At 69.1% G+C, this 25,929-nt stretch carries 24 protein-coding genes and 2 pseudogenes; 16 read left to right on the top strand and 10 right to left on the bottom strand.

All coding sequences use genetic code 11. From position 1 onward, the window contains the following. The first annotated feature begins 137 nt into the window (after nucleotides 1-137). The 4 genes from AC0693_RS14160 to AC0693_RS14145 all read left to right on the top strand — a co-directional run bounded on the left by AC0693_RS14160 (nucleotide 138) and on the right by AC0693_RS14145 (nucleotide 6,994). Nucleotides 138-2,471, top strand: a complete 2,334-nt coding sequence (locus AC0693_RS14160) for a glycoside hydrolase family 44 protein (protein WP_478801920.1) — start codon at nucleotides 138-140, stop codon at nucleotides 2,469-2,471. Between the two features lie 440 nt (nucleotides 2,472-2,911). After that, nucleotides 2,912-4,309: a glycoside hydrolase family 43 protein gene (locus tag AC0693_RS14155; protein ID WP_469320793.1), complete on the top strand. Its 1,398-nt coding sequence runs from the start codon at nucleotides 2,912-2,914 to the stop codon at nucleotides 4,307-4,309. Between the two features lie 174 nt (nucleotides 4,310-4,483). Next, nucleotides 4,484-5,590, top strand: coding sequence for a ricin-type beta-trefoil lectin domain protein (locus AC0693_RS14150; RefSeq protein ID WP_478801919.1), 1,107 nt, complete (start codon nucleotides 4,484-4,486; stop codon nucleotides 5,588-5,590). 51 nt (nucleotides 5,591-5,641) lie between these two features. Further along, nucleotides 5,642-6,994, top strand: coding sequence for a preATP grasp domain-containing protein (locus AC0693_RS14145; protein ID WP_478801918.1), 1,353 nt, complete (start codon nucleotides 5,642-5,644; stop codon nucleotides 6,992-6,994). Nucleotides 6,995-7,117: 123 nt separating this feature from the next. Here the strand turns inward: AC0693_RS14145 and AC0693_RS14140 are convergent, their stop codons facing one another. Continuing rightward, nucleotides 7,118-7,624 carry an SET domain-containing protein gene (locus AC0693_RS14140; RefSeq protein WP_478801917.1) on the bottom strand — a complete coding sequence of 169 codons (507 nt, stop codon included), beginning with the start codon at nucleotides 7,622-7,624 and terminating at the stop codon, nucleotides 7,118-7,120. Between the two features lie 362 nt (nucleotides 7,625-7,986). Here AC0693_RS14140 and AC0693_RS14135 point away from each other — a divergent pair, with 362 nt between their 5' ends. Next, nucleotides 7,987-8,340 (top strand): PRC-barrel domain-containing protein, encoded by a 354-nt coding sequence (locus AC0693_RS14135; protein WP_478801916.1) that lies wholly within the window; start codon nucleotides 7,987-7,989, stop codon nucleotides 8,338-8,340. Nucleotides 8,341-8,456: 116 nt separating this feature from the next. Here AC0693_RS14135 and AC0693_RS14130 read toward each other — a convergent pair whose 3' ends face one another. The 3 genes from AC0693_RS14130 to AC0693_RS14120 all read right to left on the bottom strand — a co-directional run bounded on the left by AC0693_RS14130 (nucleotide 8,457) and on the right by AC0693_RS14120 (nucleotide 9,840). Beyond that, complete coding sequence (locus AC0693_RS14130; RefSeq protein ID WP_469319363.1) at nucleotides 8,457-8,597, bottom strand: hypothetical protein; 141 nt, start codon at nucleotides 8,595-8,597, stop codon at nucleotides 8,457-8,459. 230 nt (nucleotides 8,598-8,827) lie between these two features. After that, the gene (locus AC0693_RS14125; protein ID WP_469319362.1) at nucleotides 8,828-9,235 is read right to left on the bottom strand and encodes a DUF3662 domain-containing protein; all 408 of its coding nucleotides are present in this window, start codon (nucleotides 9,233-9,235) and stop codon (nucleotides 8,828-8,830) included. Nucleotides 9,236-9,363: 128 nt separating this feature from the next. Then, entirely contained in the window at nucleotides 9,364-9,840 is a 477-nt protein-coding gene (locus AC0693_RS14120) for a MarR family winged helix-turn-helix transcriptional regulator (RefSeq protein ID WP_469337523.1), read from the bottom strand. A 98-nt stretch (nucleotides 9,841-9,938) separates the two neighbouring features. On the opposite strand from AC0693_RS14120, the gene AC0693_RS14115 reads away from it, so the two are divergent. After that, nucleotides 9,939-11,186, top strand: coding sequence for an amidohydrolase family protein (locus AC0693_RS14115; RefSeq protein ID WP_478801915.1), 1,248 nt, complete (start codon nucleotides 9,939-9,941; stop codon nucleotides 11,184-11,186). A 260-nt stretch (nucleotides 11,187-11,446) separates the two neighbouring features. Here AC0693_RS14115 and AC0693_RS14110 read toward each other — a convergent pair whose 3' ends face one another. Both AC0693_RS14110 and AC0693_RS14105 read right to left on the bottom strand, forming a co-directional pair. Then, complete coding sequence (locus AC0693_RS14110; protein ID WP_478801914.1) at nucleotides 11,447-12,949, bottom strand: non-reducing end alpha-L-arabinofuranosidase family hydrolase; 1,503 nt, start codon at nucleotides 12,947-12,949, stop codon at nucleotides 11,447-11,449. 553 nt (nucleotides 12,950-13,502) lie between these two features. Beyond that, the gene (locus tag AC0693_RS14105) at nucleotides 13,503-13,718 is read right to left on the bottom strand and encodes a hypothetical protein (RefSeq protein WP_469319358.1); all 216 of its coding nucleotides are present in this window, start codon (nucleotides 13,716-13,718) and stop codon (nucleotides 13,503-13,505) included. Between the two features lie 243 nt (nucleotides 13,719-13,961). Here AC0693_RS14105 and AC0693_RS14100 point away from each other — a divergent pair, with 243 nt between their 5' ends. From AC0693_RS14100 to AC0693_RS14085, 4 genes are all read left to right on the top strand, one after another. After that, complete coding sequence (locus AC0693_RS14100) at nucleotides 13,962-15,068, top strand: sensor histidine kinase (RefSeq protein ID WP_478801913.1); 1,107 nt, start codon at nucleotides 13,962-13,964, stop codon at nucleotides 15,066-15,068. After that, the gene (locus AC0693_RS14095) at nucleotides 15,056-15,715 is read left to right on the top strand and encodes a LuxR C-terminal-related transcriptional regulator (protein WP_469337516.1); all 660 of its coding nucleotides are present in this window, start codon (nucleotides 15,056-15,058) and stop codon (nucleotides 15,713-15,715) included. The genes AC0693_RS14100 and AC0693_RS14095 overlap by 13 nt, the downstream gene beginning before the upstream one ends. Nucleotides 15,716-16,002: 287 nt before the next feature. Continuing rightward, nucleotides 16,003-16,233 carry an excalibur calcium-binding domain-containing protein gene (locus AC0693_RS14090; protein WP_478801912.1) on the top strand — a complete coding sequence of 77 codons (231 nt, stop codon included), beginning with the start codon at nucleotides 16,003-16,005 and terminating at the stop codon, nucleotides 16,231-16,233. 240 nt (nucleotides 16,234-16,473) lie between these two features. Then, the gene (locus AC0693_RS14085; protein WP_478801911.1) at nucleotides 16,474-17,085 is read left to right on the top strand and encodes a hypothetical protein; all 612 of its coding nucleotides are present in this window, start codon (nucleotides 16,474-16,476) and stop codon (nucleotides 17,083-17,085) included. Between the two features lie 467 nt (nucleotides 17,086-17,552). On the opposite strand, the gene AC0693_RS14080 is transcribed toward AC0693_RS14085, so the two are convergent. Together AC0693_RS14080 and AC0693_RS14075 are read right to left on the bottom strand one after the other, a co-directional pair. Then, nucleotides 17,553-18,263, bottom strand: coding sequence for a DUF6193 family natural product biosynthesis protein (locus AC0693_RS14080; RefSeq protein WP_478801910.1), 711 nt, complete (start codon nucleotides 18,261-18,263; stop codon nucleotides 17,553-17,555). 203 nt (nucleotides 18,264-18,466) lie between these two features. Then, the gene (locus tag AC0693_RS14075; protein WP_478801909.1) at nucleotides 18,467-19,330 is read right to left on the bottom strand and encodes a hypothetical protein; all 864 of its coding nucleotides are present in this window, start codon (nucleotides 19,328-19,330) and stop codon (nucleotides 18,467-18,469) included. Between the two features lie 289 nt (nucleotides 19,331-19,619). Here AC0693_RS14075 and AC0693_RS14070 point away from each other — a divergent pair, with 289 nt between their 5' ends. From AC0693_RS14070 to AC0693_RS14045, 6 genes and pseudogenes are all read left to right on the top strand, one after another. Next, a complete protein-coding gene (locus AC0693_RS14070; RefSeq protein ID WP_478801908.1) occupies nucleotides 19,620-20,285 on the top strand; it encodes a ribonuclease FAU-1 family protein in 666 nt (221 codons plus the stop codon). 400 nt (nucleotides 20,286-20,685) lie between these two features. Continuing rightward, nucleotides 20,686-20,900: pseudogene (locus AC0693_RS14065) on the top strand (IS256 family transposase); the annotation flags it as partial. 77 nt (nucleotides 20,901-20,977) lie between these two features. Further along, nucleotides 20,978-21,721, top strand: a complete 744-nt coding sequence (gene lepB / locus AC0693_RS14060; protein WP_478801907.1) for a signal peptidase I — start codon at nucleotides 20,978-20,980, stop codon at nucleotides 21,719-21,721. A 377-nt stretch (nucleotides 21,722-22,098) separates the two neighbouring features. Then, a pseudogene (locus tag AC0693_RS14055) lies at nucleotides 22,099-22,483 on the top strand (hypothetical protein); the annotation flags it as partial. A 299-nt stretch (nucleotides 22,484-22,782) separates the two neighbouring features. Next, nucleotides 22,783-23,445: a hypothetical protein gene (locus AC0693_RS14050; RefSeq protein WP_478801906.1), complete on the top strand. Its 663-nt coding sequence runs from the start codon at nucleotides 22,783-22,785 to the stop codon at nucleotides 23,443-23,445. Between the two features lie 557 nt (nucleotides 23,446-24,002). Beyond that, the gene (locus AC0693_RS14045; RefSeq protein ID WP_478801905.1) at nucleotides 24,003-24,584 is read left to right on the top strand and encodes a YdeI/OmpD-associated family protein; all 582 of its coding nucleotides are present in this window, start codon (nucleotides 24,003-24,005) and stop codon (nucleotides 24,582-24,584) included. 356 nt (nucleotides 24,585-24,940) lie between these two features. On the opposite strand, the gene AC0693_RS14040 is transcribed toward AC0693_RS14045, so the two are convergent. Beyond that, nucleotides 24,941-25,090, bottom strand: coding sequence for a hypothetical protein (locus tag AC0693_RS14040; RefSeq protein WP_478801904.1), 150 nt, complete (start codon nucleotides 25,088-25,090; stop codon nucleotides 24,941-24,943). 10 nt (nucleotides 25,091-25,100) lie between these two features. Continuing rightward, on the bottom strand, nucleotides 25,101-25,562 hold the full coding sequence (locus tag AC0693_RS14035; protein ID WP_478801903.1) for a hypothetical protein: 462 nt from the start codon (nucleotides 25,560-25,562) through the stop codon (nucleotides 25,101-25,103). Between the last annotated feature and the right edge of the window lie 367 nt (nucleotides 25,563-25,929).

The following is a 25,929-nucleotide window of genomic DNA, read 5'->3' as shown; positions in this document are numbered from 1 at the left end:
GTCTTCCCGGCGTTCCCTCAGCGCGGTCCTTTCCGTCCCCCCGTCCAAGGCCGCGGCGCTGCCGGTGGTACGTGTCGATCGCACGCTCCAGGCGTTGCGGGCCGTACCGCCCGCGCTCGGCTGCTGAGAAGGAGACCATGCGTACGACACACAAGGCGGCCGCCTTGGCGGCGGTCGCGGTACTGCTGGCCGGGACCGGAGCGGCGCAGGCCGTCGGCACCGCGCCCGGGCGAGCGATGTCGGCGGCCGCTGCCACCGCGGGCCCGGCGATCACCGTGGACGCCACCAGCGGGCGGCACTCCATCGACCCCCACATCTACGGCATGAACTTCCCCGACGAAGCCCTGGCCAAGGAACTGCGTCTGCCGATGGGCCGCTGGGGCGGCAACGCCACCAGCCGATACAACTACAAGCTCGACGCCTACAACGCCGGGTCGGACTGGTACTTCGAGGACCTGCACTACGACAACGACCCCGCCGCACTGCCCGCCGGATCGCAGGCGGACAAGTTCGTCGAGCAGAACCGCAGGACCGGCACCGACACGCTGATGACGGTGCCGCTGATCGGCTGGACGGCGGCCGGCCGCGACAGCGGCTGCGGGTTCAGCGTCGCCAAGTACGGTCCGCAACAGGAGACCGACGCGCAGTGGCGCCCCGACTGCGGCAACGGCAGGAAGCCCGACGGCACCCTGATCACGGGCAATGCTCCGGCCGAGACCAGCACGCCCGCGGGCCCGGACTTCGTCAAGGGCTGGGTGCAGCACCTCGACAGTGCCCACGGCACCGCGAACAGCGGTGGTGTTCGCTTCTACAACCTGGACAACGAACCGGACCTGTGGTTCGGCACCCACCGCGATGTCCGCCCGGTCGGGGCCGGTTACGACGAAATGCGTGACAGTACCTACGCCGTCGCCGCAGCCGTCAAGGACGCCGACCCGGCGGCGCAGACCCTCGGCCCGGTCGGCTGGGGCTTCAACTCGCTGATCTACTCCGGCCTGGACCAGCAGGTGTGCGGCCGGCAGGGAGGCAGTTGCTGGTCGAATCCGCCGGACGCCGCCGCGCACGGGGGCGCGCAGTTCGCCCCGTGGTACCTGCAGAAGATGAAGGAGTACGAGCAGGCGCACGGGCGCCGGATCCTGGACTACTTCGACGAGCACATCTACCCGCAGCAGTCCGGTGTGTCCGGCAGCGCGGACGATGCGGCGACGCAGGCCCTGCGACTGCGCTCCACCCGCCAGTTGTGGGATCCCTCCTACGTCGACGAGAGCTGGATCAACCAGCCGATCCAGTTCGTCCCCCGCATGCGCTCGCTCGTCGACCAGAACTACCCCGGTACGAAACTGGCCGTCTCGGAGTACAACTGGGGCGCGCTGGACCACATCGACGGCGGCCTGGCCCAGGCCGACGTGCTGGGGATCTTCGGACGTCAGGGGCTGGACCTGGCCACCCTCTGGTCACCGCCCAAGGCGACCGACCCCGGAGCGTACGCCTTCCGCATGTTCCTGAATTACGACGGCCAGGGCGGCACCTTCGGCGACACCTCCGTCAAGGCCGCGAGCGCCGACCAGGACAAACTCTCGGTGTACGCGGCCGAGCGCAGCAGCGACCATGCCACCACGGTCATGGTGATCAACAAGAGCACCGGCGACCTGACCGCACCCGTATCCGTGACCGGTGGCGCCGCGCTCGCGGCAGCGGCGCAGGTCTACCGCTACGGCCAGGGCGACCCCACCACGATCCAGCACCTGGCCGGTCAGCCGCTGGGCGGCGGCTCCTTCACCGCGACCTTCCCGGCGTACTCCATCACCGAATACGTCATTCCCGCCGGCTCGGCCCAGACCACCCCGCCCTCGGCGCCCGGCGCTCCCACGGCCTCCGCGACCGGCCCGGACCGCGTGACGCTGACCTGGCCGGCCGCCACACCCGGGACCTCCCCCCTGGCGGACTACCGCGTGTACGCCGGCGACCCGGCCACCACGGCGCCGCTGGCCACCGTCCCCGCGCCGGCCACCACCGCCACTGTCACCGGCCTGACTCCGGCCACCGCCTACACGTTCCGCGTGGTGGCCGTCGACACCGGGGGCCGCAGCTCACCTCCGTCGGCTCCGCTGCAGGTCACCACCGGCCCGGCCACGACGAGCGGCTGCATCGTCGCCTACCAGGTCGGCAACGACTGGGGCGCCGGCTTCACCGCCAGCGTGAAGATCACCAACCTGGCGGCACCGGTCAGCGGCTGGAACCTCGGATTCACCTTCGCCGGCAACCAGACGCTCACCCAGGGCTGGAACGGCACTTGGGCGCAGACCGGTGCCAAGGTCACCGTCAAGGACGCCGGCTGGAACGCGTCCCTGCCCACCGGTGGTTCCGCCACGATCGGCTTCAACGGCGCCTACTCCGGGGCCAACCCCACACCGGGCGACTTCACCCTCAACGGCGCCACCTGCGCCACTGCCGGCACCGCGCCGCACTGACCCACCCCTGCCACGCATGGCCGACCCCGCACAACTAGGGGTCGGCCATGCGCCGTCAAGACCGGCTGCACATGGACGCTCCAGACGTTCAGGTGGGCCTGGCCGCGATTCCCGGTCGGACCGCGGGATGACCTTGCGCGTGACCTTGACGCACTACTCGGGCTGACACATAGTGATGGCCATCAAGCCGCCTTCATTCAACGCCTGACTCTGCCGACTGAATTGTTAGCGCTAACAATCCAGTCCCGCTACACCGCCCCGCACGCCCGACGGGCGGGCCCCACGGAAGGGCAGCACCCCCCTGAGCAGGGACGCACCGTCCGCGACAACCCGCGGCACCCGTTGCATTCCGCGGTCGGGGTGCCTCGCCCAGCACCGCGACGGTGCATGCCGTGACCGCCGAGAACGGCCGCCCGCCCCCCACGCACCCTGGAGCGCACATGACCGCCACCACCGGCCCCGGCCCGCACCCGTCGCGCCGGCTGTTCCTCGGTATGGCCGCCACCGTCCCGCTGGCCCTGACCGGAACGCTGACGCTCGGCGCCCTGCCCGCCTACGCCGCCGACGCCGCGTACGTCATGGGCTACTTCACCGAGTCCGCGACCATGCTGGAAGCCGACTACGGCCTGCACCTGGCCGTCAGCACCGACGGCCTCCGCTGGATGCCGCTCAACCAGAACAACCCCGTGGTGACCCCGACCGCGGGCGCGGGCGGCCTGCGTGATCCGTTCATCATGCGCAAGCAGGACGGCACCTTCGTCGTACTCGCCACGGACCTCAAGGGCACCGACTGGGGCTACAACAGTCAGTACATCCACGTCTGGGACTCCGCGGACCTGCGCAGCCTCACGGGCTACCGGCGCCTCAAGCTGCACGACATGGTCACCCACAGCTGGGCGCCCGAGTCCTTCTGGGACGCCGGCAGGGGCCAGTACGGGATCATCTACTCCTCCGTCAATGCCAGCGGCCACGGCGTGATCATGGTGAACTACACCACCGACTTCCAGACGGTGTCGTCCCCGCAAGTCTTCTTCGATCCCGGCTACGACATCATCGACGGCACTCTGGCCGTGGGCGTCAACGGCGTCAACTACCTCTACTACAAGAGGGACCAGACCCTGGTCGGCGCACGGTCGACCACCCTCGATCCGGGCAGCTTCACGCCCTTCAGCACGGCGGTCGCCCACGGCGGCACCGAGGCGCCGACCCTGGTGAAGTCCCTGACCTCCGGATCCTGGTACCTGTGGGGCGACACCTACACGCCGAACGGCGTCTACTACGCCTGGCAGAGCAACGACCTCGCCTCCGGCACCTGGTCCCCCCTCGACCAGCGCCTGTACACCCAGCCTCTCAACTCCAAGCACTGCACCATCGCGACGATCACCACGACCGAGTACAACAACCTCGTGGCGAAGTGGGGCAGCCCCGCCTGGAACCGGCTGAAGTCCTACAACTACCCCGACCGATACGTCCGTCATGCCAACTCCGTCGGCCGGATCGACCCCTACCCGTTCGACCCGTTCACCGACTCCCAGTGGAAGCTCGTGCCCGGCCTGGCCGACAGCGCGGGTGTGTCCTTCCAGTCGGCTAAGTTCCCGACCCGCTATCTGCGGCACTACAACTACGACCTGCGGCTGGAAGAGAACGACGGCACCGCGACCTTCGCCGCGGACGCCACGTTCCACAGGACCGCCGGACTGGCCGACTCCGCCTGGTCGTCGTTCCGTTCGCACAACTTCCCGACGCGCTACATCCGGCACACCGGCTACGTCCTGCGCATCGACCCGATATCCACCACCACGGAGAAGGCCGACGCCACCTTCCAGGTCGGCTACTGACCGGTCCGGCTCGGGCCGTTACCTTGACCGCCGCTGGCTTCACGGCCGGTGGGAAACGCGGGCCTGCTCCCTTCGGGTGGACGCGAAGGGACCACGCCCGCGGCGAATTGATGGAACGCATGAACGGTGATCAGCCCCGTTGAATCAGCGCCCACCACCGAAGAGGACGCCTTCATGAGAAAGTTTTGGGTTCCCTTCCTGCTCGCGCTCGTCGCTGCCACCCTCGGGGTGACGACGACAGGAGCGACCTCTGCCTCCGCCGCCTCCAGCACACCCTTGCGGGTCATGCCGATGGGCGACTCCATAACCTGGGGCGTGGGAAGCAGTACGGACAACGGCTACCGAAACGCCTTGTGGAGCAAGCTCGCCGCGGACGGCCATCCGCTGGACTTCGTCGGCACGCTGCGGGCCGGTTCGATGTCCGACCCCGACAACGAAGGTCACCAGGGATACAGGATCCACCAGGTCGCCGAACTCGCCGACGCCTCGCTGACCCGCTATCGGCCCAACGTCGTGACGCTGATGATCGGCACCAACGACCTGGCCGGGAGCTACCAGGTCTCCACCGCTCCCGCCCGGCTGAAGTCGCTGGTCAACCAGATCACCGCCGACGTCCCCGACGCCACCGTCCTCGTGGCCTCCCTGGTCGTGTCCACCAGCGGCGCGGAGGAGCAGTACCGTGCCGCGTACAACCAGGCCATCCCCCAGATCGTGGGCGAGGCACAGTCCGCGGGCAAGCACGTGGCGTACGTGGACATGAGCAGCCTGACCACGGCCGACCTTGCCGACGCCCTGCATCCCAACGACGCGGGCTACCAGAAGATGGCCGACGCCTTCCACCGCGGCATCCGAACCGCGGACAGTGCCGGGTGGCTGAGGAACCCCGCCCCCGCTCCCGCAGCCGTGCAGTCCGGCCTGGGCGGCAAGTGCCTGGATGTCAGCGGCTTCGGCACCGCCGACGGGACCGCCGTCCAGATCTGGAGCTGCGGCAACAGCATCAACCAGTTCTGGTCCGCCTACACCGACGGCACCCTGCGCTCCATGGGCAAGTGCCTCGAAGCCGCCAGCTTCGGGACGGCCAACGGCACCAAGATCCAGATCTGGGCCTGCCACGGCGGCTCGAATCAGATCTGGCAGCCCTACAACGGTGGCTACCGCAACCCCGTCTCCGGTCGCTGCCTCGACATCCCGGGCTACTCCACGACCGACGGAACGCAGCTCCAACTATGGGACTGCCATGGCGACTCGAACCAGAAGTGGACCACCCTGTCCGCCGGATGACGAGCAACGCAAGGGGGGTTCATGTGGCCGCGGGCGGGACAGGATGGGGTGATGCGGCTGGCGGAGGGGGACGGTGTGCGGCGGTTATGGGTCGGCAATTGCAACAGCGAGTACATGGTGGATCGGCTGGAGGACCTGGATCCCCGGGAACGGGAGGGAACGCCGGTCGTCGCGGCGCGGATGGTGTGGCTGCTGCGCGACGGCGACGCCCTGGTGCTGCCGCAGCCGGTGGACCCGTCCTTCGTCGCCCATGTGGGTGCGCTGATGGGCTTCGATCCGGCACGTGTGGATTTGTTGACTCCCGAGGACAGCGACGTCCGGGTGTTGGGCCAAGAGGCGTTGCTGCGGCCCGAGTTCCTGGACCGGTTGCGCAAGGTCGTAGCGGTCCCCGAGGACTGGGAGATCCGGGCGTACATGTCGGACCGTGGAATCGCCGCCGTGGCGTCGGAGATCGCTCTGCCCCAGGACGCGGTCTCCGCGTTCGATGCCTCCGGTGGCGCGGAGCTGTTCAACAGCAAGGTCGTCTTCCGCGCTCTGGCGGCCGGCCTCGATGTCCCCGTCCCGGACGGGGCGGTGTGCGCCAACCGCGGTGATCTGGAGCGCGCACTTGACCGGCTTGCCGCGCCGACCGGTGCGGTGATCGTCAAGGCCGACCGCATGGGCGGTGGCGCGGGCAACGTGCTGTGTCGCACCGACCCCAACGTTCCGTCGGCCGGCGCTGCCTTCACGCTCCCCCTGGGCAGCGCCCAGGACCGGGAGGCGATCCTCGCCCACACGGGTCTCGCCGTCACCCATGCCCCGCGCGGGCAGGTCGTCGCCGAGACCTACCACCCCCACTGTCGATCCTTGTGCGTGGAAGTACTCTGCCCTGCACCGCAGTCGGGAGCCCCGCACATCCTGAACGTCGGCGAGATGCTGATGGAGCCGATCTGGAACGGCTTCGTCATGCCGGCCCAGGACCTTTCCGCCAAGGTGCTCGAGACCATTTCCCTGCACGCGCTGCGGCTGGCCGGCGCCATGAGTTCCTTCGGCTACCGCGGATTGGTCAACATCGACGCCATCGTCGCGCCGAACGGGCAGGTGTGGTTCAACGAGGTCAACGCCCGGCTGGGCGGCTGCACCCACCTGCACCACCTCGCCACCGCACTCCTGGGTCCGCAATGGGAGCGCCACCATGTCCTGGTTGCCCACAACGACCTGTCCGTCACCAGCGTCCCCCGGCTGTTGGAGGCGCTGAACGAAAGTGGCTCGGCCTTCAATCCCGCCACCGGAACCGGGGTGGTGATCACTGCGGACGACACCCTCAACTGCGGCACCGTCGAGTATGCCGCCCTCGCCCCGGACCTGGACACCGCGCGAGCCTTGGAGCTCGACCTGCGGGCGCTGGCGCACCGAGCCGCGTAGCGCTGCCGAAGCAAGCGCCACCGGTGTGCGGCGCCCGGGGTGCCCGGCGGTGCCCGGGCCGGCGAGCCGTGCCGGTGGCCGCCGGCCCTTGTGCCCCGGGCCCGCGAGCTGCGGGTGGCGCCGTTACCTGGTGCGCAGGTAGGCCGCGGTGTACGCCACCGGGTCGGTGCGGTACCGGAAGCCGCGGGTGCGGCCCCGGCACGCCGTGCTGGCGCACAAGCAGGTGCCGACGGCGATGCTCTCGTATTCGGTGGTCTCGTAGTCCCAGGTGATCTCTTCGGTGGCCCGGATCGCGGTCAGGGCCACGAAGTCGTAGCCCCCTTGGGCGTTGTCCACGACCCCGGTGTTGGGTGCGCAGGAGTGGTTGATGCTGCGGGCCACCTCGTCCAGTTCGACGTGAAGCTCCCAGTCCTTCTGGAAGGAATGCATCGTGCGATGTGGCTCGGTCCGAACCGGCACCCCGCGAACGACCCGCTCACCGACCGCGAAGTCCCTGACGGCGTAGACGCCGAACCCTTTGCCAGGAGCCTCCCGGACAACGACCGCGTCCTTTGAATTCAGCGTGGATCCAGCCGCCGCCGCGAGCGTGCTGCGCGCCGGCAGGGCCGTGGCGTCCGTGTTCTCGTGCACTCCGCCCCCTCAAGAACGATCTTGTTATGGCGCAGCGACGCTACCGATCGGGACAGCCGGCGGCTAGAAGTGCATTTCAGCCACCCATAGGGCGCAATCACCGCCGCAGCACGGTCACACCCGCTGCCCGAATGCCCATACCGTTGCGGCCGCCGGGGGGCTCGGGGCCGAGCGCGACGCCCCACGGTCCGCCCTGCAAAGATCCGGTGTACTTCCAGGAGGTGCAGCAGGCGGTCCGCGTTACGGGGGAGACGGAGTAGGCGAGCGGCAGGGCAGCGGAGTGGCTTTCTCCTGCTTGGGTTTTGCGTTCGGTGCGATCTGGTGAGGTTGTCGGTAGTCATGAACTACCGAAAGGCGTCGCTGTGAGCGAGTTCAACATCTGGGGCTACCACCCCAGTGCGGGATACCTGAAGGGCGCCGACATCGTCGGCTACAAGGTCGAGGCCACCGACGGGAGCATCGGCAAGATCAGTAAGCATTCCGAGGATGTCGGAGCCTCCTACCTGGTCGTGGACACCGGGACGTGGATCTTCGGCAAGCACGTGCTGCTGCCGGCCGGGACCATCGAGCGCATCGACATGATCGGAGAGAAGGTCTACGTCAACCGGACGAAGGACCAGATCAAGGACGCCCCGGAATACGACGAGGCCAAGCAGGCCGGCGAGTCCAATTACCTGGAGCGGTTCGGCCGGTACTACGGCCAGCCCCACACGTAGGCGTGGCGGTCACGCGGGCTGAGGGGCGGGGGCTCGGCACCCCGCCCTGATCCTTCGCGGTCGGCGGCGCGACCCGGGTGCGGTGGGTGAGGTCAAAGGCAGCCGACCAGGAGCCGTCAGTCCGCCTTCGACGCGGAGGTGGAGCGGAAGGAGCGGGCCAGGCTCCAGGTGAGGACGGGGCCCAGCAGGAGCATCGCGTAGAACGCCGCCTCCATGGCCCCCAGCGCGAGGGCGACGGTGAGCGGGATCGACAGCACGTGGTCGGCAGGTGGCGAAGCCGCAGGGCGCCGACTTTGCACCGTCCGTGCCCACACGACTCGATCAGCTGCTGCCACTCCTCCTGGACGCTGCCGCGCATAGCTGGGAGCGAAGGCCCGGCCGGCGCCGCCCAGGCCGCCGAGGTGTGGGGCCCGTCTTCCCCACTCGGCGCCACACAGCGCCGTGGTCCGCCAGCGGGGCGTACCCATGGGGGCGGTAGGCAGCCGGGCTACGCGTTCGGCGCACTCAGTGGTGCGGAGGTGATGTGGGCCATGGGGGCGCAGCGGACCTGGTAGCGGCCGTTGGGGACGTGTTCGGCCGCGGCGACCCGCACGGTGAGCGGCCCGGCCCATTCGTAGCCCTCGCGCTCGCCGTGGCGCACCAATCGGTCGGTCAGATCCTGCCCCACGACGGCGAGGTGCGGGCCGATCTCGGCGTACACGGGCGAAGGCAGCTCGACGGTGTACACGTTCGGCACCACCGTGCGCTGGGAGCTGCACACGACGGCCTGCTCGTCGCACGTCCGCAGCAGCGCCTCGACCACCTCTGCCTCCATCGCATCACTCCCGAACAGCTTCGCCACCAGTGCCTGCTCGGCCCGCTCGATCGCCCGTTCCCAACCCTTCAGTGTGCCCATGAACTACACATGCCCGGGTTCGACGGCGCCACTCGCCCGCTCTGGAGCAGGAGCCGTCGCCTTGCGACATTTCAGACAGAGTCGTCCGCCCGGTCGAGATGGCGGGCGGCCGTCGATGAGTGGTCGGTTCAGTCGTCCGACCGGCTGCCGTTGGGTCCCCTGCGGGCCGTCCAGTCGCTCGCGTCCTGGCCGTAGCGGGTGAGGAAACGTGCGAACTGCAAGCGGTCCGCGGTGTCCCAGTGCGCGGTGATCTCCTCGAAGGCACGGCGCTGCTCGGCTGCGTAGGCCCGACGTGCGGACTCTCCCGCGTCGGTGAGTTCGAGCAGGCTGCTGCGCCCGTCCTGCTGGGAGGCGACTCGACGGAGCAGGCCCTCCGCGATGCATGCGGCAACGGCACGGCTGGCGACGGGCTGGGCGACGCCCATCTCTTCGGCCACTCCTCCCACCGTGATCCGGTCTGCTGCGTCGCCGACCACGTTCAGCACGATGTTGCGGGTCAGGTCTCCGCGACCGCCGCCGATGCGCCGACGCAGCCGGGACAGCGCCGGCCCCACGTTGTCGAGGAGGGAGTCGTCATCGGGCGCACGATGTCCTTGGCTGGTCACACCCCTAATCTACGACACGGTTAATCAACATGCGTGCCGCATATATATGACTCAAGGTATACAGTGAGGAGTCGGTCCACCAGAAACGAGGCACAGCCATGAGCACTACCGCCATCACCGGCGCCCGGGTCTTCGACGGGGAGAAGCCCCTGGGCGTCACCACCGTGGTGATCGAAGGAGGCAGGATCGTTCAGGTCGGCGGGGAGGCCCCGGCCGGAGCCGAGGTCGTCGACGGCTCCGGGGCTACGCTGCTGCCGGGGCTGATCGACGCGCACGTCCATACCGACCGTGACTCCCTCGCGCTGGCCCTGAAGTTCGGCGTCACCACCGAGCTGGAGATGCAGGGTGTGCACACCCGTGACCGGCGCGGAGCGATCAGCGAGGACGACTCGGTGGCCGATGTGCGCTCCTCCGGGTTCGCGCTGACCCCGCCCGGAGGACACCCCAGCGAGCTCTTCCCCGAAGGCTTCGACCCGGGCAGGCCCGTCGGTGGCGGACAGGGCGGCGGGCAGGGCGGCGGGCACCGGGGTGCGCCGCCCTACCGCCCCGACGCCACTGGTCCCGAGGCTGCGGCGGCTTCCGTTCCGCAGCTGATCGCGCACGGCTCGGACTACATAAAGTTCATGATCGACGACGGCAGCGTCGAGGGGCATCCGGGCCTTCCCATGCTCGACCAGGACACCTTGAACGCCGGCGTCGCCGCGGCGAAGAAGCTGGGTGTGCTGAGCGTCGCCCATGTGCTCACCATCGACGCCGCCCGCATGGCGGTCCAGGCCGGCATCGACGGCCTCGCCCACCTGTTCGTCGAGCCCCCCACCGACGAGATCATCACCATGATCAAGGACGCCGGGATGTTCGTCGTGCCCTGCACCGTGCTCAACGCCTCCATGATGGGCATCACCGGCAGCGAGCTGGCCGACGACCCTCGCGTGTCCTCCCGCCTGGACACCGAGTGGGACACCACCTTGCGCTCCTGCTTCGGCCACTACCCCCAAGGCAAGCTCCAGGACGTCCTGGACAGCGTCAAGGCCCTCGCCGACGCAGGAGTGGACCTGCTCGTGGGCACCGACGCCTCCCTGCCCATGCCGTTCCTCGGCGGCCTCGCCCACGGCGCCAGCGTCCACCAGGAACTGGAGCACCTCGTCCAAGCCGGCCTGACCCCCGCGGCGGCACTGCGCGCAGCCACCGCCACCACCGCCCGGCGCTTCCGTCTCTCCGACCGCGGCCGCATCGCCGAGGGCTTGCGCGCCGACCTGCTCCTGGTCGACGGCGACCCCACCACCACCATCACCGACAGCCTCAACACCCGCGCCGTGTGGCGGCGCGGAACCCGACTGGCCTCCTGAAAACCCCCGCCAGATCGATGGCCGGGCCGAAGGGCCCGGCCTTGCCCCTTCCTCTCCCCGCACCTGGGGCCGGCGCGGACACACCCCGTCATCCGCGTCCGCGACCGGTCCCGTCGGCAGCCCTCCGTCGCCGCCGCCCCGACCAGGTTTGATGCCCCGCGGCAGCAACGGCTCAAGCGGGGGCCACTGGCCGTTCGTCAGGTCCGCACGTCCCACGGGACGTGCGCATCAGCGTTGAAGATCCACTTTCGCAACAGGCCTTATCGCTGCAGCGTCAGTACCCCCGGCCGGTACGGCAGGATGCCGTAGTCCATGCCATCCGTGCTGGGGTCGCGCCCCTGGTAGAGGAACTGGAGGTTGCAGGGGTCGATGGTCTTGGTCTGGTCGGGGTTGGTGCGCACCACATCGCCGTGGCTGATGTCGTTGGTCCAGGTCGCGCCGCTGTTGGCCTTGCCGGCGAAGGGGTTGCTCTGGGTGTCGGCCTGTGGTGTCCAGGTGCCGTCCAGGCTGGTGGCGGTGAACGAGCGGAAGAAGCGGCCGCGCCAGTCCTGCGCCTCGACGATCATGAGGTACTGGTTCTTGCCCTGGATCTTGTACACCTCCGGCGCCTCGAAGAGGTTGGCCGCCGTGTCGCTCATGATCTTCGTGGACGACGAACCGAAGCTGCTCGGGAAGTTGCCGATGGGCATGCCGGCGCGGTAGATGCCGCCGTTGTCGTCGGCGAAGAACATGTACATGTTCTTGTCGTCGCCGATGAGGGTCACGTCGAGGGGGCCGCCGACCGGGAGGGTGCCCGAGAACAACTCCTGCTGCGCGGACCAGCCGTTGGGGTTGGTGGGGTCGCTAGAGGTGCGGTAGGAGAAGGTGTGCGGCCAACCCCCGTTATAGGCGAGCACCCAGAGGTTCTTCGGGGCGAAGTAGAACAGCGTCGGCGCGATGCCGTCGAAGGGAATCGTGTTCTGGGTGGCGGTGGCCATGTCGGACCAGTTCGTGAAGGGGCTGAAGCTCGTCAGTCCCCAGCGCCCCTGTTCCCCGGTGGCGGTGTTGTGCGTCGTGCCGTAGACGAGGTGCTTGCCGTTGTAGACGACGCTGGTGAAGTCCTTGAGCGCGACCCACCCCGATTTCGGCTGGGCCAGCGGGCCGGTCGATGCCCAGCGGTACGTCGAGGGAAGAGAGCACGTGCCGGTGTCGACATCGGCGACGGGGACGAGCTGCCACTGCTGGTTGCCGCCGCCCCAGTCGGCGTACTGCACGATCTTGGCGCCGTCGGCGGTGGAGGCGCTCTGGACCTCAAGTGCCTTGCTGCTGTGGCGGTTCAGGAGGCGGACGTAGCCGTCGGCGGAGTCGGCGAGGCGGAACTGCTGGTTGGTCGCGTTGAGGTCGCTCCACTGGACGACGTCGGCGCCGTCGGCCGAGGACCAGCCGTAGTCGTCCAGGACCTTGCCGGAGTTACGGTTCTGCAGCCGGTAGTAGCCGCTGCCGGAGTCCAGGAAGCGCCACTGCTGGGCTTGGTTGCCGGACCGGCTCCACTGGACGACGGGCGAACCGTCGGCGGTGGCGAAGTTGTAGTCGTCCAGCGCCTTGCCGCTGTTGCGGTTCACCAGCACGTACCACTTGCCGGTGTCCACGGAGGCCGCCAAGGCGGTCGACGGATTCACCATCACCAGGAAGCCGGCCACGAACACCATCGAGAGGAGGGCGGCCACCCGTGGACGCCATCCTCGCCGTGTCGAGGTTCGGGGAGCTGTACCTAGAACGTTCATCTGCACCCTCCTGAGGGCGACTTGGGAAGGGGTCGGGTTTCCTCGGTGCGTGCGGACCGGCACGGCAGGTCCGAGGCGGCGCCAAGACGTGACCCCTGCAGGTGGAACCCTGGTTCTCCGGCGTTTTGTTAGCGCTAACAATTTGAACGTCGAACATCCGGCGTGTTTCAGGGAGAAGACCATGACATGTCAGAGGGCGTCAAGGGATTCGTCGCCACCCGTTCGTAACTGAAAGGCCATCAGGGCAGTTTTTCGTCACAGCCGTTGACGAGATGATGTGAACGCGCACACTCCTTCGGTGGCCCACTGGAGGCCTCGCTGTCACACCGGCGTCACATGCTGCCGAAGGGACGCACCTCCAGGGAACCCGCACGAGCGCGCCGGCGCGCGAGGGCTGCCAACAGAGCCGGTGCCCCTCAGGGCCCCGGCTCTCGGCACCTCTCCCGACGTGTCAGGGCCCCTCCCAGCAGGCCCCGACACGCCCTCGTCGCCCCGGCGGGCCGCACCCCAGGCCGGCGCCGGCCTGTGCACACTAGCCCCGACCCGCCCCGCCCTAGTCCCCGCCGCCGAGCACGCCGGCGGCGTTCAGCAGCAGCACGGTCGTCGAGACGGCGCCCATGAAGGCGACGGCGCCATGCCGGAACGCCTCCGTGCGCTTGGCGCTGTCCGCTTCGCCGATGACGCTGATGAGACTGACGGCCAGCGCTGTGGTGACACCGACGAGGATCACTACGAGAACGAGAAGTCCCTTGTGGACCGAGCTGTCCATGTCCGATCTCCCTCCCACTCCACCAAGCCGCGCGGTGCACGGGGCCTGCGGATCACGACGGTAGGGAGGGGCGGCAGAGGGCGTAATCGACGTGCGGAGGACGTCCCCGCCGCTATGGACCCCCGGTCCATGGACGGCGAGGGGGTAGCTGTCGGAAGGATGACGCGGACCGCCCCGGCCCTGCCATGGTGAGGCATGACATCGCAACCCGCTCTGGAAACGGCGTTGGAACGGACAAATCGAATGCTCCTCCGTGCTCTGGCCTTTCTGCGGGCCGTTCAGTTCGCGCTCTGGCTGTGGGTGCCCTTCGTCGGTGACGGCCTCAGCGCCTACCCGCTCCAAGTCCCGGTCGGCTATGTGCTGGCCGCGCTGTTCTCGGCTGTCCTCTTCGGTACGGCGATCCGCCGTGACGCGCTGCCCGGCCGCTGGGTGGCCGCGGACGTGGTGCTGGCCGTCGCCTACGCCTTGGTGATCAGCCGCTCGTATCCGCCGGTCGAAGCGGCGTCCATCAGCAACTGGGTCATCCCACCCCTGTGCGGGGTGACGGTGACGGCGGCGATCTATGGCGGCCGCTACCGGAGCGTGGCAGTGGCCGCCGTCATAGCGGCCTGGGTGGTGGGGGCCTGGCCTGCGGTCGGTACGGACAGCAGGCTGGAGCTACTGACCAACAGCACGATGATGACGCTCTTCGCCGTAGTCGCGGGCTTCACCGGCAAGCTGCTGCTGGCCGGGGCGGTGGCCGCGGACGACGCCACGGCGCGCGCCGTGACCGCCGAAAACGCGAAGGCACGGGTGGAGGAGGAGAAACGGCAGAAGGGCCTGATGCACGACCACGCCCTGCAGACGCTCCAGGTGATCGCTCAGGGCGCTCACACGATGGGCGCCGACAAGGTCGAACGGCTGGCCAGGAAGGATCTGCAGTTCCTGCGCACGATGACCTACGTGGAATCCGGTACGTCCGCTCTCCAACTCGGCGAGTCTCTGGCCACGATGATCCGCGCGCACACGGCGCAGGTCGTACTCGACCGGGTGGAGAGCACCATCTCGACACTGCCGGCGGATCTGCCGGAGGAGGTGGTGGAGGCACTGACGTCGGCCACCTGCGAGGCGCTCAACAATGTCGTCGCACACGCGCGAACGGACTGGGTGCGGGTCACCGCGGCCAAGTACCCCCGGGGCGGGATACGCATCGCCGTCACCGACCGCGGCGTCGGGTTCGATCCGCAGACAGCGGACCGCCGGGGCCTGGAGCGCTCGGTCACCGCCCGACTCGAAGCGATCGGCGGCCTCGCCACCATCAGGAGCACGCCCGGCAGCGGAACGACCGTGGAGTTGAAATGGCCTCAGTGATCGACATCAGTGTGATCGACGACGACAGGATGTTCCGCAGCAGCATCGTCTCGTGGCTGGCAGCGGAGACCGAGATCCGCGCCACTGCCTTCCCTTCGCTGCCTGAATTCCTTGCCGCCAAGTCCGCGCCCGGCATCGTCACCCTCGATCTGCACCTGGGTGACAAATCCATGCCGGGGGAGAACGTTCGGGCGCTCACCGCGGCCGGGCACAAGGTGGTGGTCATGACGGTCGTACCTCCCAAGGAGTGGATCGGCGACGTCACCGCGGCGGGCGCAACGGCTTATCTCCTCAAACCTGAGCACGGCCTGGACACCCTCGTCCAGGTCGTGCGCCAGATCGCGGCGGGTCAGGTGCCGACCACGGCCGACCACGCGTTCTGGCTCGCACAGGACGACAGTCCGCCGCCTTTATATCCGCGCGAGGAGGAGATCCTGCGGCTCGTCGGCGACGGTGTGTCCCACAAGGACATCGCGGCAGAATTCGACTGCGCGGTAAGCACCGTACGCACGCATCTGGCGAACGTCCGGCAGAAGTACCAGTCGTCTCAGCGGCCGTACAAACGACCCACCGACTACCGGGACTGGGCTCAGGAACGCATCCTGGACCGCGACCGGCTCGATCCCGGCGCGGGCGGCCCCGCCTGAAACCGTCGCTGGCTTCACGGGCTTCACCGGCAGCCGGCGTATCCCGGTCGCCTCGTCGTAGCGACCTCTGGCGGCCGGACCGTCCGGTGGCCGCCGGCCTGGCCGGGGTCGCATGGGGACACCGCGGCGTGCCGTGGTCACTGGCTGCGTGCCCGAGCCGCAAGCGTGAACGGCTGAACGGTTGAACGGGTCCGGCCGGCGGTTCTGGATCTCCGGCCGGGTGGCGCGGCACTGCCTCCGCGGCCACGCCCGGCACGGTACCGACACCCACCCGGGCGCCGGACGCCATGTCGGCCACCCCGACCGGACCCCCTTCGCCTGCGGACCCGGTCACGCCCGCTGGGCCGAGCCCGGCCACCACATCAGCCGCACCTGCCACCGAGGCTCCGAGCGCGTACTACCGAAGGTGTGCCGACGCTCGCGCGGCCGGCGCCGCGCCGCTGCACCGCGGGGAGCCGGGCTACCGATCGGAACTCGACCGGGATGGCGACGGCGTAGCCTGCGAACCTTGGCGGTGATCAGCGGTGATCAGCGGTGAACGGCCGGTACGAGCCACCACGAACCTCTGGGTGTGGACGGACCGCGTACGGGCGAGGCGGACCGGACGGACGTCCGTGCAGCAGCGCACCGGCCCCAGGACATCGCTGCTCCGCCTGCTCGTTCGGGGATTGTGCCGCGCCGCCAGGTCCGGCTGCGGCATCGTCATAACCGGCGCCCCCGCCGGGCGCCCCGGGACCGAGCGCAGCTGGAGGGCTGTCATGGGCGCAGGTGAGCGGGAGACGTGGACGACGGACGAGTTCGGCCGGTCCCACCAAGGCACGGTGGGCGTGCTCCAGGAAGACGGCACGGTGCCCGGTCCCGTGTACTTCGATGCGGGCTCCGGCGCGGGTGGCTCCACGGTGTCGCAGTGGAACGTCTACGACGGCCGCTCCCCCCGGGTGCCGCGTGCGGCCGCGCTGCGCGCGGTGTGTTCCTGCGGCTGGACGGGCCCGGAACACCGGCTGGACTGGGAGAGCATCGCAGGCAAGGCCCTGGCGGAGGCCGGCGCCGGCGAGGCGGATGCCTGCCTGCGGGACTGGGACGGGCACACCTCCCAGGTCGAGGCGTCGGCGATCCCCCTGCCCGAGGCGGTCACCACGCTGCTCGCGCGGCTGGAGGAGGAGATCGACAAGCTGACGAAGACCTCCCCGGCCGCCGCGGTCCGCGCTGCACGCCGCCTTGAGGTCACGGCTGAACGGGTGGGCTACTGGGCCGCTCACGGCACCCGGACGGACCTGACGCTCTTGCAGGCGGCCGCGGCGTTCGGGCTGGACGAGCCGGCGGCGCGCCGCCTGCTGGCCCGCTTCGGCCGCTGGGACTTCTACCGGTGACCGACAGCGGGAAAGCGCACGTGGTGCCGCACCTTGTGCTGACCGAGCGGGCACGCAGCACGGTTGAGCGAGGATTGCGTGAAGGGCCGTCCCGTGTACCGGCCAGGCACCGGGCACCTCCCGCGTCGAGGAGTGGAAGTACACCTACCGGGCCGCCCACATCCCCCCCCCCCGGGCAGGCCCTCGGCGCCCAGGTCAGCATCGACGGCCGGACCGTCACCTGCACGGCCCGTCCCCCCTCACCGCGGCCCGCGTCGACGGCCCAGACATCCGGGCCACCGCCACGGGCTTCTCAACTCGGCTGCCGCTAAAGCGATTTGTGGTCCAAGTGCGCGGCGCTCGGTGCCACGTGGGGAACGTGAGTGCGTCACTCCAGGGAGTGCCATGGGGCGGGGAGGGCAATCTCTCCCCGGCCGCTGGTCAGAGCAGTGCTGTACGGCCCCACACCCGCCCGCGGTCCTCTGGCCTCAGCTCGCCGGTCCCAGCCCCTCCGGGAGGGCGGCCACCGTGAGAGCGACGGCTTCCTCCGGCGTCTCGGCGCGTGCGACCAGCCTGCCTCCGTGGCGCACCCCGTACAGCCCCTCGTCGTACGGGCAGATGGTGTATCCGACCCGCGTCTTCCAGAATTCCTCGACACTGGTGGAAAACCAGAGGTTGAAGTGACTGTTGACCGGCATCAACTGACGGAGCACCGGCTGGGCGTATGCCGCCACCAGAAGCGCGTGGGGGCGCGGATGCCGGTCGTACGGCGGCATGTGGACGCGGTCGAGCTTGACGCGCCACGCCAACTCCACGACACCGAACGGTTCGCGCTCCTGGACGAGGGCCCAGGGTCTGAACCGGACGAACGGGGCACTTGCCCTTGTCTCTTCGAGGCCCAGTCCGCCCGTCCAGGCAGCCGTAGCCCTGACCACTTCGGCCAGGTCTGCGGTCTCTCCCCAGGCCAAGGGTGTGCGGTTGGCCTTGAGGAACACCTGGAAAGTTCGACGGCGCTCGCCGGGCGGATACACCATCACGCGTCGACTGCTCCTCGCGTCGAGGTACTCCGCGAGGCTGCCCCACTCCGTGCCCGACTCGGGGAGGTCAACCCCGAGCCGCTCAGCTGTGCGCCCCAGCGCGGCCCGGAGGGCTCCGTCATCGCCCCAGCCACCCTCGCCAAACCCCGCCCCGAAGTTCATCGCACCAGTGTGGCCGAACGACTCCGGCCTGACGACCCCACCTTCCGATCATCGGTTGCCCGGGAGCGGGAGCGGCCTGGGTGATGTCAGCGGTCGGCCAGCTCGCGTAGGAAGCGCCGTTCCGCCGCTGGAAGCGCGTGCCGTCCTTCTCGTTCAACTCCAGGTTGCTGGTTGCCTTGCTGCGTGGATGTCTGCCGTCGCCGTCAGGCTGTCGCCGCCGGGGTAGGGGCGCTGCTCAGGCAGTGGTCGAGGAGTGCGTGCATGCGGGGAACGGGCAGTGATGGGTCGGCGGCCGCGCCCTCCGCAGTGCGGGGGAGTTCCGCGGGCAGGCCCGGCCAGCTCGCCGCGACACGGCGGAGCACCGGTTCCCCGGACGCCGCGCAGGCGGTGAACCAGTCGGGCGAAGGCTCCTCGGCCAACTCGGTGATGGTGCACGTGCAGTCCGGGCCGTGCTCGATGACCGCGTGGATCGCCGCGTGCTCGGCCCATGTGCGGGGGAAGAGGTGCAGGCGTGCGCGCATCCGCACATCCTCGTCCGGATCCTCCCTCAACCCAGCGACCAGGTCCGGTCCCAGGTCGGGCCGTGCGGCGACCATCGCACGGACCTTCGCCTCGGGGTGGCGGGCGAGCCGGGCGACGGCGTCGGCAGGGGTGTGGCGGTTCCAGGCCAGGGGGTACACCGCGTCGTCCGCGAAGCACTGCTCGACCAGTGCGGGAGACAGGGTGCACGTGCCGAGCACGAACGACTTGCTGTGCGAGCCGATGGACGGCAGCGTGGCCTCCACCGCTTCCGGGTCCAGCTCCCAACTGCTCTCCTGCGCCGCTTCCCGTACGGCGGGGTCGGGGTCGTCGAGGAGCGCCTGCCACTGGGCAGGGGTGAGCGACTGCCACCTCCGGGCGGCGCATACGCGGAGCCCGGGGTGCTCGTGCCCGACCATGGCGCGGTAGAAGGACAGAGGGATCTGCCGCGAGAAGCCGAGCGCCTGGACCATCTCGTGCTCGGTGACCACGCAGTCCTCGCCCCCGTCCTGGGCGGTCAGGAGGGTGGCGAGGATGTCGTCCGGCATCGGTCGGACCCATCGGGGCCTGGGCCGGGGGCCCCCGGCGAGCCGATAGCGGACGATCCCGGACGGGTCCGTGGCCAAGGGAGTGAGCGAAGCGAGTCGGACACCGCGTCATCCTGCCACCTCGCGGCACCCCGACCGGGGCCACGTGGCGACAACGTCGTCAGCGCTTCTCTCCGGCCCCCGATGGGCAGAGCGCGACGAACGGGGGGCTTGCCCACGCCGCCCCGGTGGGCTGAGGTGGTGCCCGCGTGGCCGGACATCCCGGCCAGGTTCGTGAGGGAGGCACTCGGTGGAGACCTTCGAGGTGGGGGAGACGGTGGTGCGCCGTGATGTGCACCGCTCCGGGCGGGTGTGGAGCGAGCATGCGTTGCGTGTGATCGCCGACACCGGCGAGGCGTTGGTGACCGCCTGCGCACCCGGCGCACAAACGCTGTGGCCGGCCCTGTACGCCAAGGCCCGGGAAGAGGGTGACCGATCGGTGCGCTCGGAGGCGTTCGATGCGATGGCGACGGGGGAGTGGGAGCTCGCCCCCGGCGTGTGGCAGGAGACCGAGCTCCTGCTGTGGAAGCCGCCGACGGCGTGGTTCAGCATCAACGCCTTCTTCACCGCGGCCGGGCTGCGGAACTGGTACGTCAACTTCGAGCACCCCACCCACCGCACCGAGACCGGTTTCGACACCTTCGACCTCACCGTCGACCTCGTCATCGACCCCGACCTGAGCACGTGGACGTGGAAGGACGAAGACGAATACGCCCACGTCAGGCGCCTGGGCATCGTCACCGACATCGAGCACCAAGCGGTGGAGGCCGCCCGCGCCCAGGCCCTCGCGATGCTCGAGGAACGTGCCGGGCCGTTCATGGACGCCGACCGGTGGGCGTCCTGGCGCTGGGAACCGGCGTGGCCCGCGCCGCGCCTGCCATGCAGCGGCCGTGAGCCGCTGGTATGGCGCTCTTGACCGAGGGGCCCCGCCCGCGGGACGGTCATCGCGCAACTATGCGCAACCCGACTCCACACGGACGGCGGTCGGATGCCCCATGGGGGCAAGATGCTCGGCTGTCGGACGGGTCCCCCGAGCTCTCGGGATCCCGGTCGTGCAGGTGATGCGTTCCGGCGGAGGCATGCCGTGCTGTGCGGAGTTGGGGCGTCGGCGCATCGGCGCATCGGCGCATCGGCCCGGCAATGGGCGGACGTGGGTGCTGCGGGTAGGCGCGTCGGCCGGAGGCGGCTGGCAAAGCCGGTATCTCTACGGCCTGCTGCGCTTCGACCAGGTGATGAACCACCCCGGTCAACCCCGACCTGCGCATCGAGGTGGACGACGTCGACGCGGCCTACGCGGCCGTGCTGGAGGTCGTCGCGAAAGCGTTGAAGCCCGTCTGTACCGCGCCGACCGAGGAAGCTCCCACCAGCCGGTTCCTCGAGTTGCGCGCGGCATCTGAAGTGCGTCTACCTCGCGGTGATCTCCCTGGACCAGACCGACACCGGCCGCGAACGCTGGACCACCCGCTGGAAGCAAGCCCTCCAGGCTTTCGACATCGCCTTCGAAGGACGCCTCACCGTCAACCGAGCCTGACCTCAGCAACCAGACCGGTTGCACCGTCTACTGGGCAGACCCCCCACGGGGAGCCCGGTTGGCGTACCTCGCGCCGCATGCCCGTACAGTTCGGGCGCACATCGGAGCGAGGAGAGCAGGGCAAGATCGTGGGAACGCAGGGCCGGGGAAGGGGACGCCGTCTTGGGGCGGCAGCGGTGGCACTCCTGGTGCTGGGCGGGGTTCTGAGCTGTGTCGGAGGGCTCGGTGGGTACTTCTTCATGCCGACCAGGGTTATGCCGTCTCACCATATGATGCCGTCCCTTCCGGCAGGCGGGTCGATGGTCTTCAACCTGTTGGTCACCGGTGTGGACCGGGGCGACGTGGTGCTTTTCGACGCAGCGGCCTGGGGTGAAGACCACCTGGGTGTGGAGCGGGTGGTCGCGGTGGGCGGCGACCGTATCGCCTACACCCCCGGGGACCGGACCCTGACCTTGAACGGGAGGCCGCTGGACGAGCCGTACGTCATGAACGGCGATCCGGTGGCAGGGACGCCCGCCGCGTTCCACGTCGAGGTGCCCGAGGGCCGGCTGTTCCTGCTGGGCGACAACCGCGGCAACTCCGCCGACTCCCGGTACCAGTACGCGGTGGCGGAGGGCGGCACCGTGCCGCTGTCGGCGGTCAAGGGCGCGCTCATCGACGAGGACGACCCGCTGGTCATCGGCCTGCGGTCGGCCCTGCCCGTCGGCGGGGGGCTGCTGTTCCTGGGCGCGGTGTCCGGCGTCGCCGCGCTGCGGTTGCGCCGCCGAGCGGTGACGGCCGCGGCACCGACGGCGGACACGGTGCCGGTATCCGCACCCTGAAAGCAGCGCACCACCTCGTCGTTACGCGGCAGAGAGCCAGGCCGTGGCGGCCGCCGCGCTGCCGGGCCTGCCGTGCGAGGACCGCGGCCAGGAGCAGACCGCCGGGCAGTACGAAGTACCCGTCAACGTCCGGGAGACGCTCCGGGTCGCGGTCCGAAAGGCGGTGAACGGCTTTCTGGGTTCGACGGCGCCGGGCGAGTTGCATGCGGACCCACCGAGCATGCCGTCCGTGCTGCCGTTCGGTGCGCTCCCGGCCGTGCAGGACGCGGCCCCGGAGCGCCGCCGCCAAGCGCGGGAGATGCTGGTCCGGACCGAGGGGGCCGAGGCCCCGCCGGCGTACCGGACCGAGCAGGGACGGCGCTGGTTCCGGCACAACCCCCTGGGCGACCGCCTCCGGACGCCTCTGCCTCCGGCGGGACGCCGGTGTGTTCACCACCCTGCCGGAAGGCCAGATGGCTGCGGCGGCCCGGACGGGGAGGGGGACTTGTCGCTGGTCAACGTGGACTCCACCACGGTGCACGCCCATCACGAGGCGGCGGGGCTCCGCGTCAGCAACCACCTGATGTCGGCCCTGGAAGGAGTCGTGCAGGAGCAGAAACAGCCAGGCAAAAGAGGGCAGTTCGGAGGAAACAGAACGGACAGGCCGAACGCTGGCGCATCCGACGCCGACGCAACCTCCGCCTGAGGAAAGCCCTGCTCGGCCGGTTCCGGGGCGGACTCACCAGCAAGATTCACGTTGGCGCGGGCCGTAGATGCCGCCCCTCGCGTTCGTCCTGACCCCCGGACACCTCCTCCTGGGACGTTGCCTTGCGACCGAGGGCCGTATCCGACACCGGCCGTCGCGTCGAGGGCGGTCTTGAGGAGTCGCTTGGAGGGGGACATGGAGGTCGTGCAGTACCAGAAGTACCAGAGGCCACGGTGGAGAGCCCACGGCAGCATGACCTACACCAGCGGCTGCGATGGCCCCCCGACGGTTCAGACGGCCTCTTCTACAAGGACGTGACCACCGGACGTGGGTTAATGGCACCTGTGCGAAGAGCTGCTGAGATGAGGAAGCTGCCATGACTGCGGGAAGTTGGCTGTGGGTCTGTCTACGGCGCTACGTCATGACCGCCTCTCTCGGCTGGATTTCCGCAGCCCTGGTGCTGCCCGTTCTGGGCGATGATCCCTTCTGGGCGTCGTTGGGAGCGGGGCTGGGAGCGGGGCTGATCGTGGTGCCGCCCCTGACGGTCGTGACCATGTTCGTACTGGTCATGCTGGCCGGTCGGCGGTTCGAGCCGCCGACCGGCGGCCCCTCGCGGATCCGGGGTGGCTGGCTGATCGTGCTACCCCTGGTCCTGCTGCTGCCCGTGGCCCTGCTCGTGCCACTGCAGTATTTGATCGTGGTCGGCGCGCAGTTCGTCTACCTGGTCTGGGTGCTGCCCTGCCAGGACGCCCGCGACACTGCGGACGTGCTGCGCTCGCTAGTCGACCCGGCCGTCCCTGCGGACCAGCGGGCCGGGATGGCCCGGGCGGCCGCGGGACTGCGGGGGAGGCCGGTAGTCGAAGCCCTGCTGCAGACCTCGGCCGACGCGGAGCCGGAGGTCGCCGAAGCAGGGTTGGAAAGCCTCTGCACCATTTGGCGGCGCGACGGAGTCGTCGGCGAGGACCTGCTGCTCAAGCTCGACCCTCGCGCCCAGGAGCACGTCCGGGCCCTTGGCGTCAGGGTACGGAGCCCTTGGTGAGAACGGCGGCGATGGGAGGCATATGACAGGGCCTGGCCTGGCCCGACATTCGGTACCGGTCCCGGACGGTGCGGTGCTTACCGGAACGGTGAGGGCGTACGAGAGCACGGGGACGGAATGATGAACTCGCTGCCGCCGTCGAGGGTGACCGCGCCGGCCTGAAGAATGTCCATGTCAGAGTCTGCGGACCTTTCTCCATCTCGACACACCGAGGATCGACGATCTCGTCAACTTCGACGCGCCGCATCAGGCCCAGGCCTAGGCTACCGAGGCGAACCAGCAGCTCGGCCAGGGTCACGCAGTGCTTTGCGCCATGCGACCCGTTCGTTCAGCGGACTAGCCCACAGCCCTGATCTGCGCACACGGCCCATTGGACAGTCCCTGGTGGTAGCCGCCGCCGCCGGACTCCAAAGAACGTCCGCGTGGATGAGATCCTCTACGTTCAGCTCACCGGGGCTCGCCGGAGTCGGCAGGTCTGCTCGACATCCGGGGGCGTCGGAGGGCGCGTGTCCGTAGTAGGTCAGAACCTGTCCTATCTGGTCCCTAGCCTGCCATTCATGCAGACATACGAGGACGGCGTCGAGATTCTTGTCCCCGCCAGCCCGGCCGATCTCGAGGCATGGCTCGACGAGCATCACGAGGAACAGACCGCGCTCTGGGTGAAGATCGCCAAGAAGCATGCCGGCATCCCGTCGCTCTCCTGGGAAGAGATGGTCGACACGGTGCTGTGCTTCGGCTGGATCGACGGTCTGCGGCGCGGCTTCGACGACACGTACTTCCTGCAGCGCACGACACCGCGCCGCCCCCGCTCGTCCTGGTCGCAGGTGAACGTTGACAAGGCCGAGGCCCTGATCGCCGAGGGACGGATGCGCCCCCGCGGCCTCGCCGAGGTCGAGGCGGCACGTGCGGACGGTCGCTGGGCGACGGCATATGCCTCGCAGAGGAATGCCACCGCACCGCCGGATCTCGTCGAGGCGCTCGACGCGAATCCGACGGCGCGGGCGTTCTACGAGACGCTCGGCAAGTCCGACCGGTTCGCTCTGTACCTCGGCCTGGTCACCGCCCGCACCGAGAAGACCCGGATGGCCCGCCTGGAGCGGATGGTGACGGCGATGGCGAGATCCGAGCGGCCATCATGAGCAACGTGCCAGGGGTCCAGCGGGCACGACAATCGCCCCGAAAGGCCCTCGGCGGATAACTCACCCGCGCGGGCGGCCGGATTCACCGCAGACACCTCGCGACGCCAGGCGTCAAGTTGACGTTGCGCAGCAGGCTGGGGCTGCTGCCCCGAATCGGGATGCGCCCACGGCAAGATGTTGAGTGCGACCATCCGAAAGGCGCATGCCTCAATAGCGGCGACGGTCGCCGTATCGCCTTCTACGACGACCCGCTCCTCGTCGATGACCCATTCGCCCTCAACAAGGTGCCCGACCCCGTGGCCTGAGCAGGCTTGGTCCCGAACTGCTGGGCGTACATCCCACGCAGTACTTCCTGTTCAGAAACGGGGCAAGGGACTCCGTGGGTCAACAGTTTCCATGAAATCGTCGAGCGATTGGCTGTTGTGAGCATCGACCTGACGCTCGACCACTTGGGCTTCCTCGGTCTCCAGCGGTAAGGAAATCAATTCCTTCATTTCATCAATCACAGCGATTACCTTACGGTTTGACGACCGCTCGTATTGCTCGCATTGCGGTGTCGGGATCGTCCGCCGCAAAATAAATGTTCTTCGCCGCTACAACACCGGCCTTCCCGAGATCCAGACTCAGGAGTTGATCAAATTCCAGGTACATATTCACGCTGGCGCCGACGGAGCAGGCAACGGCGTCACCCTCGTCCGTTATGGAACGAAGCCCCCGGCCGGTGACCGTGCGCGTCCCCCTACCGACGGAACTGATGGCATGGACCGGGATATCCACTGCACCGAGAAAATCCGTCCGCAGCGTGATCTGCTCGGAGGTGAGGAGGTGCGGATGGCGATGCATGGCGACAACCGCACCGAACCCGATCAGAACGATCGATATCTCCAACAGCGCATGCGCGGGCCGCATAACCGGAGGCACCATCCTCGAGACGAGGAATGCCAGGAAGCCCTCCATGACGCAGAGAATGATGATCATCTGGCGAGTGTCGGAGGAGTGTCGTAAGGACGTCGCCTGTCCGACCCAGGGAAGAGGCCCGCGGGCAGCCCAATTGCGGAGGGATCCGCCCATTACTTTTACCATCCCGAGTATCCCGCCCCGCCGTCATTGCAGCGGTGCGGGACGAACCCATGCAGCACTGCGGCGGGTTCGGCGCCGTTCCCGCCCTGCTGGCCAATCCGCTCAATGCCCTGGCGCCCGATACGTACCCAGGTCCTCCGCTCCGTGCGGGCTCCGGCGAACGTTCACGCCCTGTTCCATCCCAGATCAGTCCCCCAACGGACTCATGGGGCAAGTCACGGCAGCAGGTGCGGATCCGGCCGGCAACCCCCCCTCGGCACTGAAC

It is taken from the genome of Streptomyces sp. NPDC043876 (assembly GCF_056435825.1).
This window is presented reverse-complemented; position numbering and strand designations above follow the sequence as displayed.

What these genes read in the sequence shown, in the direction of transcription:
- AC0693_RS14160 (WP_478801920.1), top strand. Translation starts at nt 138, where the DNA reads ATGCGTACGACACACAAGGCGGCCGCCTTGGCGGCGGTCGCGGTACTG.
- AC0693_RS14155 (WP_469320793.1), top strand. Translation starts at nt 2,912, where the DNA reads ATGACCGCCACCACCGGCCCCGGCCCGCACCCGTCGCGCCGGCTGTTC.
- AC0693_RS14150 (WP_478801919.1), top strand. Translation starts at nt 4,484, where the DNA reads ATGAGAAAGTTTTGGGTTCCCTTCCTGCTCGCGCTCGTCGCTGCCACC.
- AC0693_RS14145 (WP_478801918.1), top strand. Translation starts at nt 5,642, where the DNA reads ATGCGGCTGGCGGAGGGGGACGGTGTGCGGCGGTTATGGGTCGGCAAT.
- AC0693_RS14125 (WP_469319362.1), bottom strand. Translation starts at nt 9,235, where the DNA reads ATGGGCACACTGAAGGGTTGGGAACGGGCGATCGAGCGGGCCGAGCAG.
- AC0693_RS14115 (WP_478801915.1), top strand. Translation starts at nt 9,939, where the DNA reads ATGAGCACTACCGCCATCACCGGCGCCCGGGTCTTCGACGGGGAGAAG.
- AC0693_RS14110 (WP_478801914.1), bottom strand. Translation starts at nt 12,949, where the DNA reads ATGAACGTTCTAGGTACAGCTCCCCGAACCTCGACACGGCGAGGATGG.
- AC0693_RS14105 (WP_469319358.1), bottom strand. Translation starts at nt 13,718, where the DNA reads ATGGACAGCTCGGTCCACAAGGGACTTCTCGTTCTCGTAGTGATCCTC.
- AC0693_RS14100 (WP_478801913.1), top strand. Translation starts at nt 13,962, where the DNA reads ATGCTCCTCCGTGCTCTGGCCTTTCTGCGGGCCGTTCAGTTCGCGCTC.
- AC0693_RS14095 (WP_469337516.1), top strand. Translation starts at nt 15,056, where the DNA reads ATGGCCTCAGTGATCGACATCAGTGTGATCGACGACGACAGGATGTTC.
- AC0693_RS14090 (WP_478801912.1), top strand. Translation starts at nt 16,003, where the DNA reads ATGTCGGCCACCCCGACCGGACCCCCTTCGCCTGCGGACCCGGTCACG.
- AC0693_RS14085 (WP_478801911.1), top strand. Translation starts at nt 16,474, where the DNA reads ATGGGCGCAGGTGAGCGGGAGACGTGGACGACGGACGAGTTCGGCCGG.
- AC0693_RS14080 (WP_478801910.1), bottom strand. Translation starts at nt 18,263, where the DNA reads ATGAACTTCGGGGCGGGGTTTGGCGAGGGTGGCTGGGGCGATGACGGA.
- AC0693_RS14075 (WP_478801909.1), bottom strand. Translation starts at nt 19,330, where the DNA reads ATGCCGGACGACATCCTCGCCACCCTCCTGACCGCCCAGGACGGGGGC.
- lepB (WP_478801907.1), top strand. Translation starts at nt 20,978, where the DNA reads ATGCCCGTACAGTTCGGGCGCACATCGGAGCGAGGAGAGCAGGGCAAG.
- AC0693_RS14050 (WP_478801906.1), top strand. Translation starts at nt 22,783, where the DNA reads ATGACTGCGGGAAGTTGGCTGTGGGTCTGTCTACGGCGCTACGTCATG.
- AC0693_RS14045 (WP_478801905.1), top strand. Translation starts at nt 24,003, where the DNA reads ATGCAGACATACGAGGACGGCGTCGAGATTCTTGTCCCCGCCAGCCCG.
- AC0693_RS14035 (WP_478801903.1), bottom strand. Translation starts at nt 25,562, where the DNA reads ATGATCATCATTCTCTGCGTCATGGAGGGCTTCCTGGCATTCCTCGTC.